The organism is Pseudoduganella lutea (assembly GCF_004209755.1).
Lineage (GTDB): Bacteria > Pseudomonadota > Gammaproteobacteria > Burkholderiales > Burkholderiaceae_D > Rugamonas > Rugamonas lutea.
The window spans coordinates 3,891,369-3,917,340 of record NZ_CP035913.1; the positions used below are offsets into that span (position 1 = coordinate 3,891,369).

At 66.2% G+C, this 25,972-nt stretch carries 19 protein-coding genes; 14 read left to right on the forward strand and 5 right to left on the reverse strand.

Annotation, left to right across the window (positions count from 1 at the left end):
- Nucleotides 1–19: 19 nt before the first annotated feature.
- From paaG to paaZ, 7 genes are read left to right on the forward strand one after another with little or no spacing between them, the layout of a single operon-like run.
- Nucleotides 20–829, forward strand: a complete 810-nt coding sequence (gene paaG, locus EWM63_RS16550; protein ID WP_130187520.1) for a 2-(1,2-epoxy-1,2-dihydrophenyl)acetyl-CoA isomerase PaaG — start codon at nt 20–22, stop codon at nt 827–829.
- Complete coding sequence (gene paaH / locus EWM63_RS16555; protein WP_130190421.1) at nt 810–2,366, forward strand: 3-hydroxyacyl-CoA dehydrogenase PaaH; 1,557 nt, start codon at nt 810–812, stop codon at nt 2,364–2,366. Before paaG ends, paaH begins: the two co-directional genes overlap by 20 nt.
- Nucleotides 2,356–2,799, forward strand: coding sequence for a hydroxyphenylacetyl-CoA thioesterase PaaI (paaI, locus tag EWM63_RS16560; protein ID WP_229487325.1), 444 nt, complete (start codon nt 2,356–2,358; stop codon nt 2,797–2,799). Before paaH ends, paaI begins: the two co-directional genes overlap by 11 nt.
- Nucleotides 2,800–2,852: 53 nt before the next feature.
- Nucleotides 2,853–4,163: a phenylacetate--CoA ligase PaaK gene (paaK, locus tag EWM63_RS16565; RefSeq protein ID WP_130187521.1), complete on the forward strand. Its 1,311-nt coding sequence runs from the start codon at nt 2,853–2,855 to the stop codon at nt 4,161–4,163.
- Between the two features lie 24 nt (nt 4,164–4,187).
- Nucleotides 4,188–5,393: a 3-oxoadipyl-CoA thiolase gene (pcaF, locus tag EWM63_RS16570; protein WP_130187522.1), complete on the forward strand. Its 1,206-nt coding sequence runs from the start codon at nt 4,188–4,190 to the stop codon at nt 5,391–5,393.
- A gap of 5 nt (nt 5,394–5,398) precedes the next feature.
- On the forward strand, nt 5,399–6,007 hold the full coding sequence (locus tag EWM63_RS16575; protein ID WP_130187523.1) for a phenylacetic acid degradation protein PaaY: 609 nt from the start codon (nt 5,399–5,401) through the stop codon (nt 6,005–6,007).
- 12 nt (nt 6,008–6,019) lie between these two features.
- Nucleotides 6,020–8,056 (forward strand): phenylacetic acid degradation bifunctional protein PaaZ, encoded by a 2,037-nt coding sequence (paaZ, locus tag EWM63_RS16580; RefSeq protein ID WP_130187524.1) that lies wholly within the window; start codon nt 6,020–6,022, stop codon nt 8,054–8,056.
- On the opposite strand, the gene EWM63_RS16585 is transcribed toward paaZ, so the two are convergent.
- Together EWM63_RS16585 and EWM63_RS16590 are read right to left on the reverse strand one after the other, a co-directional pair.
- Nucleotides 8,053–9,261 (reverse strand): M24 family metallopeptidase, encoded by a 1,209-nt coding sequence (locus tag EWM63_RS16585; RefSeq protein ID WP_130187525.1) that lies wholly within the window; start codon nt 9,259–9,261, stop codon nt 8,053–8,055. The genes paaZ and EWM63_RS16585 overlap by 4 nt on opposite strands.
- 173 nt (nt 9,262–9,434) lie before the next feature.
- Nucleotides 9,435–11,984, reverse strand: coding sequence for a M4 family metallopeptidase (locus EWM63_RS16590; RefSeq protein WP_130187526.1), 2,550 nt, complete (start codon nt 11,982–11,984; stop codon nt 9,435–9,437).
- Nucleotides 11,985–12,536: 552 nt separating this feature from the next.
- On the opposite strand from EWM63_RS16590, the gene EWM63_RS16595 reads away from it, so the two are divergent.
- Complete coding sequence (locus EWM63_RS16595) at nt 12,537–13,166, forward strand: hypothetical protein (protein WP_229487327.1); 630 nt, start codon at nt 12,537–12,539, stop codon at nt 13,164–13,166.
- Nucleotides 13,167–13,308: 142 nt separating this feature from the next.
- Here the strand turns inward: EWM63_RS16595 and EWM63_RS16600 are convergent, their stop codons facing one another.
- The 3 genes from EWM63_RS16600 to argH form a co-directional block, all read right to left on the reverse strand.
- Nucleotides 13,309–14,967 (reverse strand): TRAP transporter large permease, encoded by a 1,659-nt coding sequence (locus tag EWM63_RS16600; protein WP_130187528.1) that lies wholly within the window; start codon nt 14,965–14,967, stop codon nt 13,309–13,311.
- 12 nt (nt 14,968–14,979) lie between these two features.
- On the reverse strand, nt 14,980–15,552 hold the full coding sequence (locus tag EWM63_RS16605; RefSeq protein WP_130187529.1) for a TRAP transporter small permease subunit: 573 nt from the start codon (nt 15,550–15,552) through the stop codon (nt 14,980–14,982).
- A gap of 125 nt (nt 15,553–15,677) precedes the next feature.
- On the reverse strand, nt 15,678–17,078 hold the full coding sequence (gene argH, locus EWM63_RS16610) for an argininosuccinate lyase (protein WP_130187530.1): 1,401 nt from the start codon (nt 17,076–17,078) through the stop codon (nt 15,678–15,680).
- Between the two features lie 125 nt (nt 17,079–17,203).
- Between argH and EWM63_RS16615 the strand changes: the two genes are divergently transcribed.
- The 6 genes from EWM63_RS16615 to EWM63_RS16640 all read left to right on the forward strand — a co-directional run bounded on the left by EWM63_RS16615 (nt 17,204) and on the right by EWM63_RS16640 (nt 25,972).
- A complete protein-coding gene (locus EWM63_RS16615) occupies nt 17,204–17,731 on the forward strand; it encodes a hypothetical protein (protein WP_165390844.1) in 528 nt (175 codons plus the stop codon).
- A 165-nt stretch (nt 17,732–17,896) separates the two neighbouring features.
- A complete protein-coding gene (locus tag EWM63_RS16620; RefSeq protein WP_130187531.1) occupies nt 17,897–20,668 on the forward strand; it encodes a TonB-dependent receptor in 2,772 nt (923 codons plus the stop codon).
- An 8-nt stretch (nt 20,669–20,676) separates the two neighbouring features.
- Nucleotides 20,677–21,978, forward strand: a complete 1,302-nt coding sequence (locus EWM63_RS16625; RefSeq protein ID WP_229487329.1) for a cyanophycinase — start codon at nt 20,677–20,679, stop codon at nt 21,976–21,978.
- Between the two features lie 226 nt (nt 21,979–22,204).
- Nucleotides 22,205–23,656 (forward strand): DUF4331 domain-containing protein, encoded by a 1,452-nt coding sequence (locus EWM63_RS16630; protein ID WP_207221105.1) that lies wholly within the window; start codon nt 22,205–22,207, stop codon nt 23,654–23,656.
- A gap of 16 nt (nt 23,657–23,672) precedes the next feature.
- Nucleotides 23,673–24,833, forward strand: coding sequence for a tetratricopeptide repeat protein (locus EWM63_RS16635; protein WP_130187532.1), 1,161 nt, complete (start codon nt 23,673–23,675; stop codon nt 24,831–24,833).
- Entirely contained in the window at nt 24,830–25,972 is a 1,143-nt protein-coding gene (locus EWM63_RS16640) for a HupE/UreJ family protein (RefSeq protein ID WP_229487331.1), read from the forward strand. The genes EWM63_RS16635 and EWM63_RS16640 overlap by 4 nt, the downstream gene beginning before the upstream one ends.

The window sequence follows — 25,972 nt, forward strand, 5'->3', positions numbered from 1 at the left end:
TTTAACAAGGAGCCAGCGAATGACCTACCAGAACATCCTGTTCCACATCGAGGCCGGCATCGCCACGCTGACGCTGAACCGCCCCGATAAACTGAACAGCTTCACGCAGGCGATGCATTTGGAAGTGCGCGAAGCCTTCGACCAGATGCGCGCGGACAAGAGCGTGCGCGTGCTGGTGCTGACCGGTGCAGGCCGCGGCTTCTGCGCGGGCCAGGACCTGTCGGACCGCGCGGTATCCGCCGGCGACCAGCCCGTGGACCTGGGCGACTCCGTGGAAAAATACTATGCGCCGCTGGTCATGGCGATCCAGGAGCTGCCGATGCCGGTGATCTGCGCCGTCAACGGCGTGGCGGCCGGTGCCGGCGCTAACCTGGCGCTGGCGTGCGACATCGTGCTGGCGGCGAAATCGGCATCGTTCATCCAGTCGTTCTGCAAGCTGGGCCTGATCCCCGACACGGGCGGCACGTGGCACCTGCCGCGGCTGGTCGGCCCGGCGCGGGCGAGGGGCCTGGCCATGCTGGGCGACAAACTGTCCGCCGACCGTGCGGAAGAATGGGGGCTGATCTGGAAGGCGCTGCCGGACGATGCGCTGATGACGGAGGCCATGGCCATGGCCGAACACTTCGCGTGCGCACCCACGAAAGGTCTGGCCTACACCAAGCGGGCCATGCAGCTCAGTGCCTGCAATGGCCTGCACGCCCAGCTGAAGCTGGAGACCGACATGATGCGCGAACTGGGCAACAGCCACGACTACCGCGAAGGTGTCGATGCCTTTGTCTCGAAACGTACGCCGCACTTCAAGGGGAATGATGGCCGCACTGACCCGTGATTCCATCATCGCCGTCGTCGGCTGTGGCGCCATGGGCGCCGGCATCGCCCAGGTGGCGGCCGCCGCCGGCCACGTCGTGAAACTGTACGATGCCCGCCCCGATGCCCTGAACAAGGCGATCGACGACATCGCCGGCACGTTCGGCAAGCTGTCCGCGAAAGGAAAGATGAGCGTGGCCGATGCCGAAGCCGCGCGCGGCCGGCTGCACGCCGTGGCAACCATGGCGGAGCTGGGCGACGCGGCGCTCGTTATCGAAGCGATCGTCGAAGACCTGGGTGCCAAGCGTGCCCTGTTCGCGGAACTGGAAGGCATCATCGCCGACGATGCGATCCTCGCCACCAACACGTCGTCGATCTCGGTCACGGCGATCGCCGCGCCGCTGCGCCGCCCGGAACGGCTGGTGGGCATGCATTTCTTCAATCCGGTGCCGCTGATGGCGCTGGTGGAAATCGTCAGCGGCCTGGCCACCGGCCATGCCGCCGCGCAAACCGTGCACGACACGGCGGCGGCCTGGGGCAAGAATCCGGTGCACACGAAGTCCACGCCGGGCTTCATCGTCAACCGCGTTGCGCGGCCCTACTATGCCGAAGCGTGGCGGCTGCTGGGCGAAGGCGCCGGGGACACGGCCACGCTCGACGCCCTCATGCGCGAAGCGGGCGGTTTCCGCATGGGGCCTTTCGAGCTGATGGACCTGATCGGCCACGACGTGAACTACGCCGTCACGAAATCCGTGTTCGACGCCTATTACGGCGACCCGCGCTTCACGCCTTCGGTGCTGCAGCGTGAAATGGTCGATGCCGGTTTCCTGGGCCGCAAGTCGGGCCGCGGCTTTTACCGTTATGCCGAGAACGCGGTGCCGCAACCGGCGAAATCCGAACCGAACTGCCCGCGGCCGGAATACGTGGGCTACAGCCTGGAAGCGGGTGCCAGCGGCGCATTGACGGCGCCGATGCTGGCCCGTTTAGAAGCGCACGGCCTGCACGTCACGCGGCGCACGTCCGCGGAAGGGCACCAGCACGGCGAAGCGCCGGCCTTCCACTGCAACGGCGCCGCCATTTACCTGACGGATGGCCGCACCGCCACGGCGCGCGCCCGCGCCAACCGGCATGACGACACCGTGGTGTTCGATCTCGTGCTGGACGCCGCCCATGCGACCCGCATCGCCATCGCCCGTGCGGACCAGTGCGGCGAAGCCGCCTACCAGGCCGCGGTGGCGCTGTTCCAGGCCGCCGGCTTCACGGTGACGCGGCTGGACGACGTGCCTGGCCTGGCCGTGATGCGCACCGTGGCGATGCTCGCCAACGAGGCGGCGGACACGGTGTACCACGGCGTGTGCAGCGCGCAGGCCGTGGACATGGCGATGCAGAAAGGCGTCAATTATCCGAAAGGCCCACTCGCATGGGCCGAGGCGGTCGGCACCGATCACGTCGTCAAGGTGCTCGACAACCTGGCGGCCACCTATGGCGATGGCCGCTACCGCGTATCACCGCTGCTGCGCCGCCGGCAGGCCGGTCGAAAGGCGCTCCATGCCGAATGATTCCGCAATGCAGATGAGCGCACAGGTCCTCGCCGAGGCGGCCGGCGCGGCGATGTTCGGCCGCGATCCCGCCAGCCAGGGCCTGGGCATGACCTTGGACGAGATCCGCCCCGGTTATGCCCGCATGTCGATGCAGGTACGCTGCGACATGCTCAACGGCCACCGCACCTGCCACGGCGGCTTCATCTTCGCCCTGGCGGACAGCGCATTCGCCTTTGCCTGCAACAGCCATAACCACAACACCGTGGGCGCGGGCTGCACCATCGATTACCTGGCGCCGGGGCGCCAGGATGACCTGCTCACCGCCACGGCGGTCGAGCGGGCGCTCGCCGGCAGGACCGGCATCTACGACGTCGACGTCGTCAACCAGGATGGCCTGCTGGTCGCCACGTTCCGGGGCAGGTCGCACCGCGTGGCGGGCACGGTCGTCTGACGATGACAGCCTGACGATCACTGAATCCGCAGCCTGAAACTGGAGAAGACAACATGGTTCAACGTAATCCGGCTCCCGGGGACCTGGAGCCGATCGAGCGCGCCAGCCGCGACGAGCTGCAGGCCCTGCAACTGGAACGCCTGAAGAAAACGCTGCGGCACGCCTACGAGAACGTGCCGCACTACCGCGCCGCCTTCCATGCGAAAGGCGTGCACCCGGAAGACCTGCGCACGCTGGCCGACCTGGCGAAATTCCCGTTCACGGACAAGAAGACGCTGCGCGACAACTACCCGTTCGGCCTGTTCGCCGTGCCGCGCGAACAGGTGGTGCGCATCCACGCCTCGAGCGGCACCACCGGCAAGGCGACCGTTGTCGGCTACACGCAGAACGATATCGACACGTGGGCCAATGTCGTTGCCCGCTCGATCCGCGCCGCCGGCGGCCGCGCCGGCGACATGGTGCACATCTCGTATGGCTATGGCCTGTTCACGGGCGGCCTCGGGGCGCACTACGGCGCCGAACGGCTCGGCTGCACGGTGATCCCCATGTCCGGCGGGCAGACGGAAAAGCAGGTGCAGCTGATCCGCGATTTCGCACCGTCGATCATCATGGTCACGCCGTCGTACATGCTCAACATCATCGAGGAATTCCAGAAGCAGGGCATCGACCCCGCCGAATCGTCGCTGAAGGTGGGCATCTTCGGTGCCGAACCATGGACGGACGCGATGCGCGGCGAGATCGAACAGCGCGCCGGCATCGATGCGGTCGATATCTACGGTCTGTCCGAAGTGATGGGCCCCGGCGTGGCCAGCGAATGCATCGAAAGCAAGGATGGCCCGGTGATCTGGGAAGACCATTTCTACCCGGAGATCATCGACCCGGAAACGGGCGAAGTACTGCCGGACGGTTCGGAGGGCGAGCTGGTATTCACGTCGCTGACGAAGGAGGCGATGCCGGTGATCCGCTATCGGACGAAAGACCTCACGCGCCTGCTGCCGCCCACGTCGCGCGCCATGCGCCGCATCGGCAAGATCACGGGCCGGTCGGACGACATGCTGATCATCCGCGGCGTGAACGTGTTCCCCACGCAGATCGAGGAACTGATCCTGAAGATGCCGGACCTGGCGTCGCAGTACCAGCTGGTGGTTACCCGCGACGGGCACCTGGACAAGCTGGAGGTGATCGCCGAGCTGCGCCCGGACGTGCGCGAAACGGAAAGCCTCGCCCTGGCGCGCGAGCTGGAACACTGCATCAAGACCCATGTGGGCGTTTCCACCCGCGTCAGCGTGGTGGCCCCCAACGGTATCGAACGCACGCTGACGGGCAAGGCCCGCCGCGTGGTGGACAAACGACCGAGGAACTGAACAGGAATCGAACAGGAAATGAACATGAACGAGGCTTACATCATCGATGCCATCCGTACGCCGTTCGGCCGCTTCGGCGGGGCATTGTCCGCCGTGCGCGCGGACGACCTGGCGGCGATCCCGATCCGCGCGCTGGTCGAGCGCAATCCCGGCGTGGACTGGCGCAGGGTCGACGACGTGCTGTACGGCTGCGCCAACCAGGCCGGTGAGGACAACCGCAACGTGGGCCGCATGGCCGCGCTGCTGGCCGGCCTGCCGCCGGAGGTGCCGGGCAACACGATCAACCGCCTGTGCGGCTCCAGCCTCGATGCCATCGGCACCGCGGCGCGGGCGATCCGGGCCGGCGAAGCGCACCTCGTCATCGCCGGCGGCGTCGAGAGCATGACGCGCGCGCCATTCGTGATGGGCAAGGCCGACAGCGCGTTTTCCCGCACGGCGAAGATCGAGGATACGACGATCGGCTGGCGCTTCGTGAACCCGAAGATGAAGGAATTGCACGGCATCGACAGCATGCCGGAGACGGCGGAAAACGTGGCGCAGGAATTCGGCGTGAACCGTGCCGACCAGGATGCGTTCGCGTTGCGCAGCCAGCAGCGGTGGGCCGCGGCCCATGCCGCCGGCCTGTTGAACGACGAGATCGTGCCTGTCACGCTGCATTCGAAGAAGGGCGAATCGACGGTGTTCGATACGGATGAGCATCCGCGCCCGGGTACGACGCTCGAGCAGCTGGGCAAGCTGAAAGGCGTGGTGCGGCCGGATGGCACCGTCACCGCCGGCAATGCATCGGGCGTCAACGATGGCGCGTGCGCGCTGCTGCTGGCATCGCGTGAGGCGGTCGAGCAGTATGGCCTGACGCCGCGTGCAAAAGTGCTGGGCATGGCAGTGGCCGGGCTGGCGCCGCGCATCATGGGCTTCGGGCCGTCGCCGGCATCGAAGAAGGTGCTGGCGCAACTGGGGCTGACGATCGACCAGATGGATGTGATCGAACTGAACGAAGCATTCGCGGCGCAGGGCCTGGCCGTGATGCGCGACCTGGGCCTGGCCGACGATGCAGCGCACGTGAACCCGAACGGCGGCGCGATCGCCATCGGCCATCCGCTGGGCGCCTCCGGCGCGCGGCTCGTCACGGCGGCCGTCAATCAGCTCGAACGCGCCGGCGGGCGGTACGCGCTGTGCACGATGTGCATCGGCGTGGGCCAGGGCATTGCGCTCGTCATCGAACGGGTGTGACGCGCATGGTCAAGGTATTCGAAATCAATGGCGTACGGCCGGTCGTGCATCCGACCGCCTACGTGCACCCGACCGCGGTGCTGATCGGCGACGTGATCGTCGGCCCGCGCTGCTATGTCGGCCCGCTCGCATCGCTGCGGGGCGACTTCGGCCGCATCGTGCTGGAAGAAGGTTCGAACGTGCAGGACAACTGCGTGATGCACGGGTTCGAGAACACGGATACGGTCGTCGAAGTGGATGGGCATATCGGCCACGGGGCCGTGCTGCACGGTTGCCGCATCGGCCGCAATGCGCTCGTCGGCATGAACGCGGTCGTGATGGACAACGCGGTGGTGGGCAGTGAAAGCATCGTGGCGGCGATGAGCTTCGTGAAGGCGAACATGGCGATCCCGCCGCGCAGCATGGTGATGGGCACGCCGGCGCGGGTCGTGCGCGACGTCACGGATGCGGAGATCGCGTGGAAAAACGTCGGTACCGCGCAGTATCACGAGCTTGCGGTGCGTTCGCGCGAAACGATGCGCGAAGTCGACGCTTTCACGGCATTGGAACCGGACCGGCCGCGCATCGCCTGGGACAGTTCGGTCCCGCTGCACGTGCACAAGAAAACAACCTGAACGGAGACGGACATGGGAACGTTGCAAAGTTTTATCGGCGGCCGCTGGCACGGCAAGGAAGCGCACCAGCCGCTGCACAGCGCATTGAACAACAGCCTGATCTATCACACGCACGCCGAATCGATCGATTTCGGCGAAGTGCTGGACTATGGCCGCAAGACGGGCATCCCGGCACTGATGGCGCTGGACTTCCAGCAGCGCGCCGCGCGGCTGAAGGCGCTGGCCCTGTACCTGATGGAGCGCAAGGAGCAGCTGTATGAAATCTCGCGCTTCACGGGGGCCACGCGGCCGGACAGCTGGGTCGACGTGGAAGGCGGCATCGGCACGCTGTTCGCGTATGCCGGCATCGGCAGCCGCGAGCTGCCGTCGTCGAACGTGCTGCATGAAGGGCCGGCCATGGCGCTGGGCAAGCGTGGCGGTTTCTCCGGCACGCACATCCTCGTGCCGCGCGGCGGCGTGGCGGTGCACATCAATGCGTTCAACTTCCCCATCTGGGGCTTGCTGGAAAAATTCGCGCCCAGCTTCCTGGCCGCGATGCCGTGCATCGGCAAGCCGGCCACCGCCACGAGCTACCTGACGGAGGCGCTGGTGCGCATGATGCACGACTCGGGCCTGCTGCCCGACGGCGCGCTGCAACTGGTGATCGGCAGCACGGGCGACCTGCTGGACCGGCTGACGGGCTTCGATGCCGTCACGTTCACCGGTTCCGCGGACACGGCACAAAAGCTGCGGTCCAATCGCAACCTGATCGCGAACTCCGTGCCGTTCACGGCGGAAGCCGATTCGCTGAACTGCGCGATCCTGGCGCCGGACGTGACGCCCGACGACCCGGAATTCGACCTGTTCGTGAAGGAAGTGGCGCGCGAGATGACGGGCAAGGCGGGCCAGAAATGCACGGCGATCCGCCGCATCATCGTGCCCCGCACGCAGGCGGACGCGGTGGCGGAACGGCTGCGCGACCGGCTCTCGAAAATCACGATCGGCGATCCGTCCGTCGAGGGTGTGCGCATGGGTTCACTGGCCTCCAAGGACCAGCAGCGCGACGTGGCGGCCCAGGTCGAGCGGCTGCTGTCCGGGAACGAACTGCTGCATGGCGGCGAACTGAAACTGGTGGGCGACGGCGTGCACGAAGGCGCGTTCTTCGCGCCCACGCTGGTCATGTGCCGCAACGCGATGGACAACGATGCCGTGCACGACGTGGAGGCGTTCGGCCCGGTCAGCACCCTGATGACGTACGACGGGATCGACGAGGCGCTGGCGCTGGCCGCGAAAGGCAAGGGCAGCCTCGTGTCCACGCTGGTGACGAAGGATCCTCGCACGGCGGCGTATGCGGTGCCGGTAGCGGCATCCCATCACGGCCGCGTGCTGGTGCTGGAGCGCGAGGCGTCGGTCGATTCGACGGGCCACGGTTCGCCGCTGCCGCAACTGAAGCACGGCGGGCCGGGCCGCGCCGGCGGCGGTGAGGAGCTGGGCGGCATCCGCGCCGTCAAGCATTTCCTGCAGCGCACGGCCGTGCAGGGTTCGCCGACGATGCTGTCCGCGATCACTGGGGAGTATGTGCGCGGTGGCGCCGTGCGCGAATCGGAAGTGCACCCGTTCCGCCGCCATTTCGAGGACCTGCAGGTGGGCGACTCGCTGCTGACGCACCGGCGCACCGTCAGCGAGGCGGACATCGTGAACTTCGGCGGCGTCTCCGGCGATTACTTCTACATGCACTTCGACGACATCGCCGCGAAGGACACGCAGTTCGGCAAGCGCATCGCCCACGGCTACTTCGTGCTGTCGGCGGCGGCCGGGCTGTTCGTGTCGCCGGCGCCGGGGCCCGTGCTGGCCAACTACGGGCTGGACAACCTGCGTTTCATCACGCCGGTGGGCATCGGCGACACGATCCGCGCGCGCCTCACGTGCAAGCGCAAGGTCGACCGCAACCGCACCGACGACAAGGGCGTGGGGCAGGGTGTCGTCGCGTGGGACGTGCAGGTGACGAACCAGAATGATGAGCTGGTGGCCAGCTACGACATCCTGACCCTGGTTTCAAAGAAGGCCTAGCCGCCGAACGGATCGTCGATCGAGCGGGCCGGCTGCGTAAACCAGCGCGGCCCGTCTTCCGTCATGTAGAAATGATCCTCGTGGCGGATGCCGAATTCGCCCGGCACGCAGATCATCGGTTCGTTCGAGAAGCACATGCCCACGTCCAGCGGCGTCCTGTCGCCACCCACCAGGTACGGCCATTCGTGGATGTCCAGGCCGATGCCGTGGCCCGTGCGGTGCGGCAGGCCAGGCAGCTTGTAGCCGGGGCCGAAGCCATTCGCCTCCAGCGAGCGCCGCGCCGCGGCATCCACCTCTTCGCAGGGCACGCCCAGCTGCGCCGCATCGAACGCCGCCTGCTGCGCCGCCTTTTCCGCGTTCCACACCGCCCGCTGGCGCTCGGTCGGCGTACCGAACACGTAGGTGCGCGTGATGTCCGAGATGTAGTCGTGCAGCTTGCAGCCGGTGTCGATCAGCACCGTGTCGCCATCTTTCAGCGTCTGCACGTACGACACGCCGTGCGGGAACGCTGTCGCCTCGCCGAACAGCACGATGACGAAGTAAGAACCGGCCGGTGCGCCCACCTTGCGATGTGCGCGGTCGATGAAGTCTTCCACTTCCTTGGTGGTGATGCCTGCGTGCAGGATGCTGGCGGTGGCCACGTGCACGGCCATCGTCATGTCCTTGGCGCGCTGCATCAGCGCGATCTCGTTTGGCGACTTGCGGGTGCGGCAGTGCGCCGTCACTGCCTTGGCGTTTTCCAGCGTGTAGCCATCCGCCTGCTGGCGAATGCCGTCGGCCGTGAAGAACGGCGTGCTCTCGTCGATGCCGATGCGCGCACCTGCTTCGATGCCCAGGGCCTCGAGCGTGTCGACGAACAGGGCGCACGGGTTCTCATGCTCGTGCCACGTGTGGATCGGGCCATCAACCACCATGAAGTCACGCAGCGTGGCTTCCTCGAACGCCGGCGCCAGGTAAGCCAGCCCGCCCTCGGCCGGCAGGATCGCCCCGACCATCCGTTCGCTCGCATGCCACTTCATGCCGGTGAAGTACAACAGGTTCGTGCCCGCGTTCAGCCACACCGCCGCAATCCCCTGCGCCCGCATGAACGCCTGCGCCTTTGCAATGCGCGCCACGTGTTCCCCGCGCCCGATCGGCACCGCGCCCGCCGTCATGTCCGACAGCGTCGCCAGTGCCTGTTCGATGGTGTTTCCGCCGATGCCCATGCTTGCTCCTTCCGATTCGAAGCGGGCATGATATCAGTGCTATGCCGAAACATTTCCTAAAACCGGGGTCAGACCCCGGTTCCTGGAAATACATTCACCCCAAAACCAACTGCTGGGGTCAGACCCGGCGGGTCTGACCCCGGAATTGCAGTTGGGGCTGTTCGATCAAATTACTACTGCGCCACGACACTCACCTTGTCGACCACGAACGAGGTTTGCAGCGAGGAGTCTTCGGTCATTGCGAACGACAGCCGCACGGTCTGCCCCTTCCAGGCGGCGAGGCTGAAGCTGCGTACCTGGTAGCCGGCGGCGGCGTTGGCGTTCGAGTACGTGGCGAGCGTGCCGAGCGTGGTGCCGGACGTGTTCTTCACCGTGACGGCCAGCCTGTCGTAGGCGGTGGAGCCGGTTTCGGCGGTGTCGATGTGCAGCGCGAAGGTCAGCGTGGCGGTGGTGGCCGTCGACGGGATCGACACGTCCTGCGTCAGCGTTTCGGTCGACGTCTTGCCGTTGCCGCCCAGCCAGGCGTAACGGCTGCCTTCGTAGGCCGTCTGGCCGGAGAAGGTGCCGATGGCGCCGGTGCTGCCGGCCCAGCCGATGGCGCCCGATTCGAAGCCGCCGTTCGTGACGCGTTCGCTGCCCGTGCCGCCGCCGGTGCCGCTGACGGTCAGCGTGGCATTGCCCGACGTGACGGTGGCTGGCGTGGAAGCCGAGTCGGTCACGGTGGCCTTGAAGACGGCACCATTGTCGGTCGCCTGCGCGGTGAACGAATACGTGGCCGACGTGGCGCCGCTGACCAGCGCATTGTTGCGGTACCACCGGTAGCTGTAGGGCGCCGTGCCGCCGGTCGCGGCCACGGTGAAGCGCGCGGTGCCGCCGGCGGAAACGGTCATGCCCGCCGGCTGCGTGGCGATCGCCAGGGCGCTGCCGCCGGTGCCGCTTTCCGCCACGTCCGTGCCCACGTTGATGGCGGCATAGGCGCGCTTGACGGCGATGGCTTCGCGGCTGCCGGCACCATACAGCTCCTCGGCCGAGGCGATCATCTTGGCGCGGGCATCGGCGTAGTTGGACGATGACGTGAGCTTCGTCGTATTCGCCTTGAACCAGATGCGGAAAGCCTTGTCGTTGCCGATGCCGGTCATCGCCCGCGGCTGCTGCGTGAGGTAGGAGCTGTAGTACTCGCTGGTGCTGGTGGCGTTCGAGCCCTGCGACAGGAAGTAGAACATGCGGTTGTTCGGCCCGGAGCTGTAGTGCACGTTCAGGTTCTTCAGCGTCGACGTCCACGCGTTCGGGCTGCTGCCATCCTTGCTCGGCTTGTACATGTAGCGCAGCGGCTGGCCGGTGCGGCTGATCTCGCGCCCCATCACCCAGTCGTTGCCGGTGGCGGGGATCGCGCTGCCGGTGCCGCCGGCGCGCGCATAGGCCTCCGTCATCTCGCCGCCGATGTCGGACGACGATTCGTTCAGGCCGCCCGATTCACCCGAGTAGATCAGGTTCGACGTCGCATCCGTCACGCCATGGTGCATCTCGTGGCCGATCACGTCGATCGAGCCCAGGTTGTAAAAGGCGCTGCCGCCGTCGCCGATGTACATGCACTTGCAGCCCGGTTCAAAGAACGCGTTGTCGTACTGGTTGTCGACGTGGACGGCGATATACGTGGACGTATTGTTGCCGTCCAGGCTTTGCCAGCCCAGCACGTTCTTCATCGCATCGTAGGTGTTCATCAGGCCCCACAGCGCGTTCACGGCCGCGGTCTGGCCGTTGGCGTTCGTCGTGCTGCCGCCGTTGACGTACTGCAGGCCGTCGCCCCACGTATTCGTGGTGTTGGTGTAGATGCTGCCGGGATTAGGATTGGTTTCCGGGCTGTGGTTCGCATTGGTGATCGCCATGCCGCCGTAACGGCCGCCGGTTCCGCGCGAACCGTCCAGCATCTGGTACGTGCTGCCCGAGAGCGTGGTATTGATCGGTACCGTGCCATTGTACTGGCTCTTGCCGGTGCCGGCCACCGTCTGCAAGGCATCCCATTCGGCGATCAGCTCGCCCGTGTGCGCGTCGACGATGCTGTCGCGGTACACCAGCTTCTTGTTGACGGCCATGCGCGTCTGCACCAGGTAAGCCAGCGCATAGCGGTCGACCACTTCCTCCACGTCCAGCGCGTTCAGCGCGCTTTCCGCCTTGTTTTCGGCGCCGGCCACGCGCACCGTCTTCATCACCGGGTAGATCAGCAGCTCCGCTTCCGGCTTCCAGCGGTGCTTGCCCACCGGTGCGACGCGGCGCACCACGCTGGCGACGGCGTCTTCCTTCGAGATCGTGGGCGTCACGTCCGGCGCCGGCTTCGCGCTGGCCGCGCCGGCGCGCGAACCGTCGAGTCCATCGCGGCGGTTCGACGCGGATTCGCTGACGATTTCGCCATCGTCGTCCGTGGCGACCACCGATTCGGAGCCGAACACCCGCAAGCCTTTCCATGTGTGCTGTGCGCGCACGATGCGCATGCCGTGCGCGCCAGGGTGCTGCCGGCCGACCTTGAAGCCATGGTCTTCGTCCAGGCCCGCCGCTGCGCGGCGCGAAGCCAGCCGGTTTTCAAGGCTGGCTTTGGCGGCGGCCGTCATTTCCTGGGCCGGCGCGGCCATCAGGCTGTCCGGCAGGATGCCGCGCGATTGCGCCGAGGCGCCGCCAAACGGAAGAATGGCGATCGTGGCCGCCAGGATGCTCAAGCGAAGATTCATTTCTTCTCCAATGTGAAGTGACAGGCCCGCTGTGACCGCGGGTGAATCGCGACACTATGCAACCGGCATGTGGCCTGTCAAAAATCTTCCGAAATGAGTCGCCAGGCTCCCGTTTGTTAAAAATAAGACATTCCTGGAGGCACGAACGACCGTGCTATGGCGCACGATTGGCGGGCTTGTCGACAGCGTGCAACGGTCGAGAATTGTGGCGTGCTTTTTCGCGCCTGCGCAACAATTGCGCTTACACTAGAGCTGCACCGGCATGCCACGCATGCCTGCCGGGCCAACGATACAGCGCACGGGCAGGTACGACATTTTTGGACAAGCGCTGACGCACACTTCGGGAATGCAAACATGACCAAGCAAGTACACCGCCGCTTCACCCTCGCTCCGCACCGTCCTCCTCCAACGTAGGCAGCCCCTTTCTTCGCCTTTCCGCGCGTCCATCCCAGCCGCCATCCAGGTCGGCGGTGCGACGCATGACATTTCAAGGAGCGCCCTCGCGGGCGAAGAGCCATGTTGTCCATCGCAAACAGAGTTGAACATATCGTCATGGATTCGCCCTTCCTCAGCGAAGGGCTGCGCCGTGGCCTCATCAATCTTTCGGAACTGGCGCGCCAGTTGCAGCCGCAACTGGAAAGCGACCTGTGGAAGCCCGTCGGGCAGGCCGCCGTCGTGATGGCGCTGCGGCGCCTGGCGGAACGCCTGCCGGGGCAGGGGAGCGACAGCGCGCAAGACATCGCGCTGGCGCAGAAAAACGGCCAGCTGACGGCGCGCACCGATCTCGTCGAACTGACGTGGCGGGAGTCAAGCCGCACGGACGGCTGCTACCGCGAACTGCTGGCGCAAGCCGACCGCCGCGGCGACATGTTCCTGGCCGTCACACGCGGTGTCAACGAAGCGATGGTGATCTGCAGCCGGCCGCTAATCCCGCTAGTGGAAGCCGTGTTCGAAGGCGAATGCCTGCTGGCGCGGCTGGAAAACCTGAATGCCGTCACGCTGCAACTGGCGGCCGACTCGCATCGCACGCCCGGCATCTACCATGCGATCCTGAAAAAGCTGGCATGGGACAAGGTCAATCTCGTCAATCTCATTTCCACGCACACGGAATTGACCCTGGTGCTCGACCGGCAGCACACGGGCGCGGCGTTCGCCGTGCTGGCGGGGTTGGTGCAGCATTGAGATGCCGCGGCGGACCGACCGGTTTTCGCATGATGTGCCGATATCTGCGCGGAAAACCGGTGTCCGACAATTTTTCCGGATGAAGCGCCCGGAAAAAATGTCCGACACCGGTACACCACCGCCGCTGGCTGACCGGTAGTGCCTACTTCTTCTCCGCCTCGTCCGTCGAGAAGTTCAGCTGCGGGGCCTCGCCTTCCTTGGGTTCCTCCGCCGGGGTGCCGTAATCGGCGGGCGCGTCGATCTTGAGCTCGACGTTCTCGGTCATGTCGGTGCGCGTTTCCACGGACACCAGCTGTGGGAACGCGATGATCAGCGTCACCATCAGCACCTGGATGCAGACGAACGGGATCGCGCCCCAGTAGATGTCGGACGTCTTCACGGCCTTCGGCGCCACCGAGCGCAGGTAGAACAGCGCGAAGCCGAATGGCGGGTGCATGAACGAGGTCTGCATGTTCACGCCCAGCAGCACGCCGAACCAGATCAGGTCGATGCCGAGTTTTTCCGCCACCGGCCCCACCAGCGGCACGAGGATAAAGGCCAGCTCGAAGAAGTCGAGGAAGAACGCCAGCACGAAGAACAGGATGTTCACGGCGATCAGGAAGCCCGTCGACCCGCCGGGCAGGCTGGTCAGCAGATGCTCCACCCACAGGTCGCCGTTCACGCCGCGGAACACGAGCGCGAACACGGTGGAGCCGATCAGGATGAAGATCACGAAACACGACAGCCGCGTGGTCGACATCATCGCCTGGCTCAGGAGCGTCCACGAGAGGCGCCGGTTCATCAGCGCCAGCGCGATCGCGCCCACGGCGCCCATGCCGCCGCCTTCGGTGGGCGTGGCCAGGCCGATGAAGATGGTGCCCAGCACGAGGAAGATCAGCGCCAGCGGCGGAATCAGCACGAACACCACTTTCTCGGCCATGCGCGACAGCAGCCCCAGTTTCATCTGGCGGTTGGCCAGCGCAAACAGGAAGGCGCCGATGATGCCCAGCGCGGCGGAGAAGATGCCCACTTCATCGCGGTGGGCGTCCGGATGCGCGGCGTCGTACCAGTGCGCGAACGCATATGAAGTGGCCACCGTCACCACCACCAGCACCAGCAGCGAGCGCACGCCGGAGTCACCGTTCGGCTCGCGCAGGTTGCGCGCTTCAAGGGGCAGCGCGGGCGCCTTGTGCGGCTGGAAGATCGACACGGCCAGCACGTAGCCGGCATACATCGCCGTCAGCAGCAGGCCGGGGCCGAACGCGGCCTTGTACATGTCGCCCACCGAGCGGCCCAGCTGATCGGCCATCACGATCAGCACGAGCGAGGGCGGAATGATCTGCGCCAGCGTGCCGGAAGCGGCGATCACGCCGGAGGCGAGCCGCTTGTCGTAGCCATAGCGCAGCATCACGGGCAGCGAAATGAGCCCCATCGAAATGACTGAAGCGGCAACGACGCCCGTGGTGGCGGCCAGCAGCGCGCCCACGAAGATCACCGCGTAGGCAACGCCGCCGCGGATCGGGCCGAACAGCTGGCCGATCGTGTCGAGCAGGTCCTCGGCCATGCCGGACCGTTCGAGAATCAGCCCCATCAGGGTGAAGAACGGGATGGCCAGCAAGGTGTCGTTGGCCATGATGCCGAAGATGCGGTTCGGCAGCGCCTGCAGCAGTTCAGGCCGGAGCAAGCCCAGTTCGATGCCGACGAGGCCGAAGAACAGGCCGTTGGCCGCCAGCGCGAACGCCACCGGGAAGCCGCACAGCAGGAACAGCACGAGGGTGCCGAACATGATCGGCGCGAGGTTGGCGATGATGAATGCTTCCATGTGCGCGTCTCCTCAATCGATCCGGTTGGCTTGCTTGATCGCTTCGATCTCCTGCTGCGGCCCGTGCGCCTGCTTCACGAACGCGCTTTCGTGCAACCGCCCGCGCAGGTATTCGATGCGCTTGATGATTTCGGAGAAGCCTTGCAGGATCATCAGCGCGAAGCCGACCGGCACGAGGATTTTCGCGGGCCAGACGATCAGGCCCCCGGCATTGCTGGACATCTCGGCGCTGCGCAGGGACTCCAGCCCGAACGGAATGCCGTAATACAGGATCACGGAGCAGACCGGCAGCAGGAACAGGAAAAAGCAAATGAGGTCGATCCAGACCTGGGTACGGCGGGAAAAGCGGCCGACGACCACGTCGATGCGAACGTGTTCGTCACGCCGCAGGGTGTGCGGCGCCGCCAGCATGAAGACCGCGGCGAACAGGTACCACTGGATCTCCAGCCAGGCGTTGGAACTGAGGTTGAACGAATACCGGATCAGCGCATTGACCGCGCAGATCAGCACCGCAGCCAGCAGGCCCCAGGCCACTACCGACGCGATCCGGTCGTTCAGTCCATCGATTGCCCTTGAAATTGCCATCAACATCGTTGTCTCCCATGCTTATCAGATGGGCGCTGCACTGGCGCCCGCATTGCTCAGGTGATGCGGTGACGAGGGCGATCGGTTACATGGTTTTCTCCTTGGGGCGTTCGCTGGTGATTGACTCAGTTGCCGCCGAGCTGTGCACGCACGCGGGCGATCGCGGCGCGCACCTGATTCGGCGCGGTGCCGCCCACGTGGTCACGCGCGGCCACGGAGCCTTCCAGCGTCAGCACCTCGAAGACGTCGTCGCCCACCAGCGGCGAGAATGCGCGCAGCTGGTCCAGCGTCAGGTCGGCCAGGTCGCAGTTCGCATCCACGCAGGTGCGCACGGCATGCGCCACGGCTTCGTGCGCGTCGCGGAACGGCAGGCCTTTTTTCACGAGGTAGTCGGCCAGGTCGGTGGCGGTGGCATAGCCTTGCAGCGCCGCGGCGCGCATGGCTTCCGGCTTGACGGTGATGCCGCCGGCCATGTCGGCGAAGATGCGCAGGGTGTCGACCACGGTGTCCACCGTGTCGAACAGCGGTTCCTTGTCTTCCTGGTTGTCCTTGTTGTAGGCCAGCGGCTGGCCCTTCATCAGCGTGAGCAGGCCCAGCAGGTGACCATACACGCGGCCCGTCTTGCCGCGCGCCAGTTCCGGCACGTCCGGGTTTTTCTTTTGCGGCATGATCGACGAGCCGGTGCAGAAGCGGTCGGCGATGTCGATGAAGCCAACACGCGGGCTCATCCAGATCACCAGCTCTTCGGACATGCGCGACACGTGCGTCATGATGAGCGAGGCGGCGGCAGTGAACTCGATCGCGAAGTCGCGGTCCGACACGGCGTCCAGCGAGTTGTGGCACACGTCGTCGAAGCCCAGCGTTTTTGCCACGCGCAGGCGGTCGATCGGGAACGTGGTGCCGGCCAGCGCGGCCGAACCCAGCGGCAGGCGGTTCACGCGCTTGCGGCAGTCGGCCATGCGCTCGGCATCGCGGCCGAACATCTCGACGTACGCCAGCATGTGGTGGCCGAACGTGATCGGCTGCGCCACCTGCATGTGCGTGAAGCCGGGCAGGATCGTGTCGGCATGCTGTTCGGCCAGGTCGACCAGCGCCGTGCGCAGCTGGTTCAGCAGGCCGGTGATGTCGTCGATGGCCGAGCGCACGTACAGGCGGATGTCGGTGGCCACCTGGTCGTTGCGCGAACGGCCCGTGTGCAGCCGCTTGCCCGCATCGCCCGCCAGTTCGGTCAGGCGCTTCTCGATGTTCAGGTGCACGTCTTCCAGGTCGAGCAGCCATTCGAACTGGCCGCCTTCGATTTCGCTGGTGATCTGCGCCATGCCGCTGCGGATCGCGTCCAGGTCGGCGGTGGGAATGATGCCTTGCGCGGCCAGCATTTCAGCATGCGCCAGCGAGCCTTCGATGTCGGCTTTCCACATGCGTTTGTCGAAAAACACGGAGGCCGTATAGCGCTTGACGAGATCGGAAACGGGTTCGGAGAAGCGGGCCGACCAGGCCTCGCCTTTTTTGGAGAGTTGTTCAGTCATGATGAGATGGGTGCGGGTAATCGAATGATTATAAACGGGTAAGTATGTGCAAGAGCGATCCCTGCCTCCGCCGGGTCTCCCGGATGCCGGTGATATTGTTGTGTTTTTGACGACAGGAGGCCTGGATGCGCAAATCGATCGCCATGGTAGCGCTGCTCGCCGGGATGGCGGGCGGGGTGTTTGCGAAGCCGGCCGCGGTCAAGCCAGCCGCCGCGGCGGACGTCGCCACCGTCGATGCCGTGATCGGCGCGCTGTACGACACGATTTCCGGCCCGGCCGGCAAGGCGCGCGACTGGGATCGCCTGCGCGGGCTGTTCCGGGCCGATGGCAAGCTGATCGTCCATGCCCGCAACAAGGAAGGCATATTCAGCACCCGCGTGCTGTCGGTGGACGATTACATCGCCGGTGTTACGCCACTGTTTGCCAAAAAAGGGTTCTTCGAGTCGGAACTGACACGCAAGAGCGAGCAGTTCGGGCAGATCGCCCACGTGTTTTCCACCTACGAGTCGCGTCACGCGAAAGAGGCAAAGCCATTCCAGCGCGGGATCAACAGCATCCAGCTGGTCAACGACGGCAGGCGCTGGTGGGTGCAGTCGCTCGTATGGCAGGCGGAAACGGACCACAATCCGCTACCACAGCGCTACCTGAAATGAGGGTGGAACACCGTTGAAAACAGCACCGACGGCATAAACGACGTTTGTGCGCCACGTCCGACCCGCGTTAGTTTGAATTTTGCTGCTGACCTGCGTACATTATGGCCGAATGAAATTTTGTCAAATAATCATCGGATATCAGCTATGAAGTGGAGCGCGGGAAGCATGGGCAAGCATCAAAAACACAAAACACAAAATAAAGTTCAGTATCGGGACAATGCATTGCATCGCGTGGGGCCACGGCTCGCCGCGGGCGCGGTGCTGGCCTTCGCGGTGCATGGCGCCTGGGCGCAGGATTCGGCGATCGCGAAAGTCCTTCCGCGCGTGAAAATCACCGGTTCGGCGATCAGGCAGATCGAATCGGAAACGCCGCTGCCCGTGCAGGTGATCACCCGCGCGGAAATCGACAAGGCCGGCGTGACCACGGCGGCCGAGCTGATGACGCGCATTTCCGCCAACGTGGGCGGGCTGACGGACGGCGTATCGATCAACGTGGGCGGTGTCGACCAGCGTGGCATGAACAGCGCCAACCTGCGCGGCATCGGCACCTCGTCCACGCTGGTCCTGCTGAACGGCCGCCGCATGGCCAATTTCGCGTCCCCCGGCGACGAGACCGGCGTGGACCTGAACAACATTCCCGCCGCGGCCATCGCCCGCGTGGAAGTGCTGCTCGATGGCGCGTCGGCGCTGTACGGCACCGATGCGATCGGCGGCGTGATCAACTTCATCACGCGCAAGGATTTCCAGGGCCTCGAACTCAATGCCTATGGCCTGGGCACCGATGAAGGCGGCGCATCGAAGCGGCAGGCCACCATCACCGGCGGCATCGGCAACCTGCAGCAGGATGGCTACAACATCTTCGCCACCTTCGATGCGCAAGGCACGCAGGGCCTGCGCTCCTCGCAGCGCAAGTTCATCGGCGAGCTGCGCATTCCCGAGCGGCTGGGCCACCTTCTGTCGGGGTTCACGAGTCCGGCCAACGTCCGGCTGACGGGCGCCCAGCGCGACTACCTCGTCGACAGCGGCTGGACGCTGAATGGCCGTGCCCTGACGAACCGCACGTTCAACCCGTCCATCCCGGGCTGCAACCCGCCGGCCAACCTGTACCTGCCGGCAGGCACCGGCGGCGTCGACGGGTGCACCTACGACTACATGGGCGATACCGAGCTGTATCCGAAATCGAACAAGCAGAGCTTCCTGTCGCGTGGCGTACTGGACCTGGGCGGCGGCCACCAGCTGTATGGCGAAGTGGTCCTGAGCCGGGCGCGCACCAGCTACGTGGGCTCGTCGACCCGCGTTCGGGGGGATATCGACTACAGGCTGGTACCGGCGCTGGCGGGGACCGGGCTCGACACGGTGGTCGAGGAAGATGCGGTGCCCGGCGAGGTCGAAGTGCGCATGCGCCTGTTCGAGGCGGGCAACCGCACCAGCGAGCTCACGAGCATCGGCCAGCGTTATGTGGTGGGCGTGAACGGCGTGTTCGGGGCATGGGATTACGACGTGGCCTACAACCACAGTGTGAACACGGTGAAAGACCGGGACATGCATGGCTACGTGCTGTACAACGAGCTGATCGAAGGCATCTCGGCGGGCCTGATCAATCCGTTCGGCCCATCGAGCGCCGAAGGGCGCGCCTACCTCGAGAGCATCCAGGTCGACGACGTGGTGCGCCATGCCAAAGGCGTGATGGACTCCGTCGACTTCAAGGCCTCGCGCACGCTGATGGCGCTGCCCGGCGGCGATCTCGCCGTGGCGGTGGGCGGCGAATGGCGCCGAGAGAAAACCGACTTCACGCCATCCGAGCTGCTCCTGTCGGACAACATCAACGACGATTTCGCGCCGGAAGGCGGCCGTGCCACGCACGACAGCCGCAAGGTGGCCGCCGTGTTCGGCGAGCTGCAGGCCCCGTTCGCGAAGGCGTGGCAGGCGCAGCTCTCGGCGCGCCTTGACCATTACGAAGCCGTGGGGCGCGCGTTCAGCCCGAAGGCGGGACTGTCTTACACGCCGGTGAAATGGGCGATGCTGCGCGCCTCGGCGGGCCGCGGGTTCCGCGCGCCGTCGATGAACGACCTGCACCGGCCCACCATCTACAGCGCCACGGCCACGCTGCCCGATCCCGTGCTGTGCGCGGAGGTGGAGTACAACTATGCCGACTGCGCGTTGAACTGGAATACGCGCCGCTACAGCAACGCGAACCTGAAGCCGGAGCGCAGCCGCCAGTATTCGATCGGCGCGGTACTGGAACCGACCCGCAACATCACCACCACCATCGATTACTGGAAGATCAAACGCACGAACCTGATCAGCGAAATCGGCGATGACGTGATCCTGTCCAACCTGGACAAGTACGGCGACCTGGTGCACCGCGACGAAGACAATGAAATCGAGTGGATCGACCTGTTCAAGGAAAACCGCGGTGCGCAGGTGGCCAGCGGCATCGACCTGGTGGTCGACGTGCACGGTGTCGACACCCCGGTCGGGCGCCTGGGCGGCCGGCTGTCGGGCACCTACGTGATCGATTCGAAGATCCAGACGGCGCAAGGCGATCCTTTCATCAGCAACCTTGGACGCTTCGTCACCGATGGCGTGGTGCAGCGCTGGCGCCACACGATCACGTTCGACTGGGAGCGCGGGCCGTTCTCGGCCAGCCTGTCGAACACGTTCTCGTCGTCGTACGAAGACCAGAATTCGGCCATCAACACCGATGATGGCAGCGTGGTGGCGCCGAATCACGTGACGTCGTACTCGCTGTGGGACATGTCCGCCGCATGGCAGGCGAGCCGCGCGCTGAAGATCCGCGCCGGGGTGCAGAATATGTTCGACCGCAGTCCGCCGTACTCGAACCAGGCGTACCACTTCCTTTCGGGTTACGACCCGACTTACACGGACCCGCGCGGCCGCCGTTTCTATGCCAGTGTGAATTACGCTTTCAAATAGGAGGGCCGATGTTCAAGCCGATGCTCAAGCCGATCTTCGCCACGACTTTCGCCACGAGTTTCGCCATGGGTTTCGTCACACTGCTGGCCTTCACCGGCCCGGCGGCCACCGCGCAGACGCTCGAGAAGGTTCCGGAAGAACCCGTGGAGGCGCGTGCGCCGCTGCCCGTCGCCAAGGGTTCGCTGGTGATCATCGGCGGCGGCCTGCGGGCCGACAACGCCGACGTGTGGCAGAAGATCGTCAGCCTGGCGGGCGGCAAGGGCGCCCGGATCGCCGTGTTTCCATCGGCATCGGGCAATCCCGAGCGCGCGGCCGCGACCAGTATCGCCTACCTGAAGAAATACGGCGCCGAGCCGTTCGCGGTGCCGGTGGCGCAGCGGCTGGCCAACAGCGATTACCGCAAGGCGGCGGACGATGCGGCGCTGGCGGAAAAGATCCGCAAAGCCGATGGCGTGTATTTCGCCGGCGGCGACCAGGCCCGCATCACGCAGGCGCTGATCCGCGAGAACGGCACCCGCACGCGGGCACTCGAAGCGATATGGGACCTGTACCGCCGCGGCGGCGTGGTGGCCGGCACCAGCGCCGGCGCGGCCATCATGAGCAGCACCATGTTCTACCGGCCCGACGCGATCCTGGCGATGCTGCGCGGCGGCGTCAAGGACGGGCAGGAAATCGCGCCCGGCCTGGGCTTCATCGGCGACGACGTGTTCGTCGACCAGCACCTGCTGGTGCGCGGCCGCTTTGCCCGCATGATCCCGGTCATGCTGGCCAAGAACTACAAGCTCGGCCTGGGCGTGGACGAGGACAGTGCGATGGTCATCAATGCCCAGCGCGAAGTGGAAGTCATCGGCTACACGGGTGCGCTGCTGATGGACCTGTCGCTGGCGGTCACCGATACCAGCAAGCCCGATTTCAACGTCAGCAACGTGCGCATCAGCTACCTGGACCGCGGCGACAAGTTCAACATCATCACGCAAAGCTTCACGCCGTCGCCGGACAAGGCGGGCGGGCGCATGGACCCGGCCCGCACCGCGCTGCGCGGTCCCGTGTTCAGCAACGACATCCTCGGCAATAACGCCGTGGTGAATATCATGGAACGGCTGATCGACAGCGACCAGGAGGAGGCGATCGGCATCGCCAGCGGCAACCCGCGCTCGACCACGCCGGAAGTGGGCTTCGAATTCCGCTTCACGAAGACGCCCGAAACCGTGGGCTACCTCTCGAACACGGTGGAAGCGTATTCGGTGCTCAACATCCGGCTCGACATCCGGCCGATCGATATTCCCCGGCCGCTGTACCGTTACCGCTGAGGTCGATTCTGCCAGGGCACACGGCGAAAGCCGTTGCTTTTCAGACATATCACGATAACTTAAAAATAATTGAATCCGCCCGGCGCGCCGGTGCGTATAAGGCCACGCTGCACTCCATTTCAACCAGGGGGATATCGTGGTCAAACTGATTCAGCCTCACTTTCAACATGTCTTGCCGGCGGTATTGCCCGCCGTGTTGACCGTTGCCTTGTCACTGGCGGCATCCATGGCGGTGGCCTCGAGCCACCGCGAAGCGCCGTTCATCGCCGGCATGCCGCGCGCCGATGCGACGGACTTCTACATGTTCCGCAGTTACGAGCCCGGCCGCGAAAAATTCGTGACGCTGGTGGCGAACTACCTGCCGCTGCAGGATGGCTACGGCGGCCCGAACTACTTCCAGCTGGACCAGCACGCGCTGTACGAGATCCACCTCGACAACAATGGCGACGCCAAGGAAGACATCACGTTCCAGTTCCGCTTTGCCAATGCGAACATGAACGACGCGTTCGTCGTTGGAGGAAAGAAAGTACCGATTCCGCTGATTATCAACGGCGGTGCCATCGACGATGTCAATCCACCTGGCCTGAACGTGCGCGAGACGTACACGGTGACGATGGTGCGGGGCGACCGCCGCACCGGCACGCGCGAGCGCATTGCCGCGCCCCGTGGTGCGCCGGGCTTCGACAAGCCCGTCGACAATATCGGCAACAAGGCCATTCCCGACTATGCCGGCTATGCGGGGCGGCACGTCCACGACATGATGCTGCCCGGGTGCGCCGTGCCCGCGCGCGTGTTCGTGGGCCAGCGCAAGGATTCGTTCGCCGTCAACCTCGGTGAAACGTTCGACCTCGTCAACTACAAGTCGCCGGCCGTGGAATTCGATCCGAATGCCGAAAGCAGCGCGCGCGACGACCTGGCCGACAAGAACGTGACCATGATCGCGCTGGAAGTGGCGGCGAGCTGCCTGGTGGCGCCGGGCGGCGCCGACCCGGTCATCGGCGGCTGGACGACGGCCAGCGTGCCGCAGGCGCGGGGCAACAGTCCGGCATCCGCCGGCAACGGCAATGGCAACGGCAGCGTGGGACGCGAGGGCGGCGGGTGGACCCAGGTATCGCGCCTGGGCATGCCGCTGGTAAACGAGGTGGTGATCGGCCTGAAGGACAAGGACCGCTTCAACCAGAGCCGCCCCGGCGACGACACACAATTCCTCACGTATGTCACCAATCCCACCTTGCCGGCCCTGGTGGAAACGCTGTTCGCCGGCGCCGGCGTGAAGGCCCCCACGAACTTCCCGCGCAATGACCTGGTGACCGTGTTCCTGACCGGCGTGCCGGGCCTGAACCAGCCGGCGAAGGTGACGCCATCGGAAATGCTGCGGCTGAACACGGCCATCGCGCCGGTGCCGAAGGGATCGCAGAAACGCCTCGGCGTGATCGATGGCGACAACGCCGGCTTCCCGAACGGCCGCCGGCCCGGCGACGACGTGGTGGACATCGAACTGCGCGTGGCGATGGGCAAGCTGTGCACGCTGAACCTGGGCTGCGCACCGGCCAGTGCGCCATCGGGAGCGATCCGCTTCACCGATGGCGCCTTCCTCGACGACAGCCCGTTCACGGCCGCGTTCCCGTACCTGGCCACGCCGATCCCCGGTTCGCCGCAATCGGTCGCCGGGCGATAAGCGACGGGAGCCGGCGATGACACGCAAGATCGCGGTGGTGCTGGCGCTGCTGGCATGGCTTCCTTCCATGCAGGCGGTGGCGGCGCCACGCACGCCGGCTTCCGGCAACGAGGTAATCGCCACGCTGCCACGGCAGGACGACGGCCTGCGAGCGTTGCGGGCGGCCGCGGCCGCCGCGCCGGCCGACCCGCTGCCGGCGCTGGCGCTGGCCCGGCGCTACGTGGCGCTGGGCCGCGGCAGCGCGGACCCGCGTTACTACGGGCAGGCGCAAGCCGTGCTGGCGCCGTGGTGGGGCCGGCCCGACGCGCCGAACGACGTGCGGCTGCTGCGCGCGACGCTGCTGCAGAACGGTCACCAGTTCGACGAAGCGCAGGCCGAACTGCGCCACATCGTCGGCACCGATCCGCGCAATGCCCAGGCGTGGCTGACGCTGGCGACGATCCAGTCGGTGCAGGGCGACGTACCCGGGGCGATCGCCAGTTGCGGGCGCCTGTCGTCGCTGGCGGCGCAGCTGGAAACGTTCGCCTGCCTGGCCGCCGCCGGCGCCAACACGGGCCGCATGCGGGGCAGTGAACAGTTGCTGGAGCTGGGCCTGGAACGGGCCGGCGACACCGCGCCGGAAACGCGCACGTGGGTACTGACGATGCTGGCGGAACTGGCGGCGCGGCGCGGCGACAAGGCAGCCGCGCAACAGCGCTTCCTGACCGCGCTGCGCGTGGCGCCAACGGACAGCTACCTGCTGGGCGCGTATGCCGACTTCCTGCTCGACCAGGGCAGGGCGGCGGACGTGCCGGCATTGCTGCGCGCGCACCACCGCAACGATGCGCTGCTGCTGCGCCATGCGCTGGCGCTGCGGGCGATGGGCCGGCACGAGGCACTGGCGCCGGCACGGGCGGAACTGCAGGCGCGCTTCGATGCCGCGGCGCGGCGCGGCGATGCCGTGCACCTGCGCGAGCAGGCCCGCTTCACGCTGCATCTGCTGGGCGATGCGCGGGCAGCGCTGGCGCTGGCGCAGCGCAACTGGCGCGTGCAGAAGGAACTGGCCGATACCCGCATCCTGCTCGAGGCGGGCCTGGCCTCGCGCGACAGGGCGGCGCTGCAACCGGTGCTGCGCTGGATCCGGGCCCAGGGGCTGCAGGATGTCGTCGTGACGCGGCTCGTGGAGCGCGCATCGTGAAGGCCCTTGCAACCTTGCTGGCCATGCTGCTCCTGTTATGGGCACTGCCGGCGGCCGCGCACAAGCCCAGCGACAGCTACCTGGCACTGGCCGTCGAGGGCAAGCACATCGAGGGCCGCTGGGACATCGCGCTGCGCGATCTCGACGTGGCGCTGGGGCTGGACGCCGATGGCGACGGCCAACTGACATGGCAGGAAATCCAGGACCGCCACGGGGCGATCGCCGCCTATGCGCTGTCGCGGCTGAGCATTGCCGCCGGCGGCGCGCCATGCACGCTGGTCGCCGGGCCGCAGCAGGTCGACGACCACACGGATGGCGCCTACACGGTGCTGCCGCTGCGGGGCACCTGTGCCGTGATACCCCGCGAACTGACCATCGCCTACCGGCTGTTCGGCGACACCGACGCGCAGCACCGCGGCCTGCTGCGGCTCGGAGAGGGCGACAACCCGCGCACGGCGATCCTCGGTGGCGAACGGCCGGTGCAGACGGTGCCGCTGTCGCAGGCCGGCGCGGACGGTCACGCATTGGCCCAATTTGTCGCTTACCTGCGCCATGGCGCCTGGCATATCTGGATCGGCTACGACCACGTGCTGTTCCTTGTCTCGCTGCTGCTGCCCGCCGTGCTGGTGCGGCGCGACGGCGCCTGGCAGCGCGTGCCCGCGTTCCGTGGCGCCGCCACCGACGTGCTCAAGACGGTCACCGCGTTCACCGTGGCCCACTCGGTAACGCTGGCGCTTGCCGCGCTGGGCGTGCTGGCGCCGCCATCGCGCTGGGTCGAGTCGGCGATCGCCGCTTCCGTGGTCGTGGCCGCGCTGAACAATGTCTGGCCCCTGGTCCCGGGACCGCGCTGGGCCGCCGCGTTGATCTTCGGTCTCGTGCATGGCTTCGGCTTTGCCGGCGTGCTGGCCGACCTGGGCCTGCCGCGCGGTGCGCTGGCCGTTTCGCTGCTGGGATTCAACCTGGGCGTGGAACTGGGCCAGCTGGCCATCGTGGCCGCGGTGCTGCCGGCAGCCTGGCTGCTGCGCGACACGTTTGCCTACCGCCGGGTGCTGCTGCCGGCCGGTTCGCTGGCGATCGCCCTGGTCGCCATGGTCTGGCTGGGCGAGCGCGCCTTCGATGTGAAATTGCCGGGAGTCTGA

Coding starts and splice junctions, on each gene's coding strand:
- paaZ (WP_130187524.1), top strand. CDS start 6,020: ATGGGAACGTTGCAAAGTTTTATCGGCGGCCGCTGGCACGGCAAGGAA.
- EWM63_RS16595 (WP_229487327.1), top strand. CDS start 12,537: ATGGATTCGCCCTTCCTCAGCGAAGGGCTGCGCCGTGGCCTCATCAAT.
- EWM63_RS16615 (WP_165390844.1), top strand. CDS start 17,204: ATGCGCAAATCGATCGCCATGGTAGCGCTGCTCGCCGGGATGGCGGGC.
- paaI (WP_229487325.1), top strand. CDS start 2,356: ATGCCGAATGATTCCGCAATGCAGATGAGCGCACAGGTCCTCGCCGAG.
- EWM63_RS16620 (WP_130187531.1), top strand. CDS start 17,897: ATGGGCAAGCATCAAAAACACAAAACACAAAATAAAGTTCAGTATCGG.
- EWM63_RS16605 (WP_130187529.1), bottom strand. CDS start 15,552: ATGGCAATTTCAAGGGCAATCGATGGACTGAACGACCGGATCGCGTCG.
- EWM63_RS16635 (WP_130187532.1), top strand. CDS start 23,673: ATGACACGCAAGATCGCGGTGGTGCTGGCGCTGCTGGCATGGCTTCCT.
- EWM63_RS16585 (WP_130187525.1), bottom strand. CDS start 9,261: ATGGGCATCGGCGGAAACACCATCGAACAGGCACTGGCGACGCTGTCG.
- pcaF (WP_130187522.1), top strand. CDS start 4,188: ATGAACGAGGCTTACATCATCGATGCCATCCGTACGCCGTTCGGCCGC.
- EWM63_RS16600 (WP_130187528.1), bottom strand. CDS start 14,967: ATGGAAGCATTCATCATCGCCAACCTCGCGCCGATCATGTTCGGCACC.
- EWM63_RS16625 (WP_229487329.1), top strand. CDS start 20,677: ATGTTCAAGCCGATGCTCAAGCCGATCTTCGCCACGACTTTCGCCACG.
- EWM63_RS16575 (WP_130187523.1), top strand. CDS start 5,399: ATGGTCAAGGTATTCGAAATCAATGGCGTACGGCCGGTCGTGCATCCG.
- paaG (WP_130187520.1), top strand. CDS start 20: ATGACCTACCAGAACATCCTGTTCCACATCGAGGCCGGCATCGCCACG.
- argH (WP_130187530.1), bottom strand. CDS start 17,078: ATGACTGAACAACTCTCCAAAAAAGGCGAGGCCTGGTCGGCCCGCTTC.
- paaK (WP_130187521.1), top strand. CDS start 2,853: ATGGTTCAACGTAATCCGGCTCCCGGGGACCTGGAGCCGATCGAGCGC.
- EWM63_RS16590 (WP_130187526.1), bottom strand. CDS start 11,984: ATGAATCTTCGCTTGAGCATCCTGGCGGCCACGATCGCCATTCTTCCG.
- EWM63_RS16630 (WP_207221105.1), top strand. CDS start 22,205: ATGGCGGTGGCCTCGAGCCACCGCGAAGCGCCGTTCATCGCCGGCATG.
- paaH (WP_130190421.1), top strand. CDS start 810: ATGGCCGCACTGACCCGTGATTCCATCATCGCCGTCGTCGGCTGTGGC.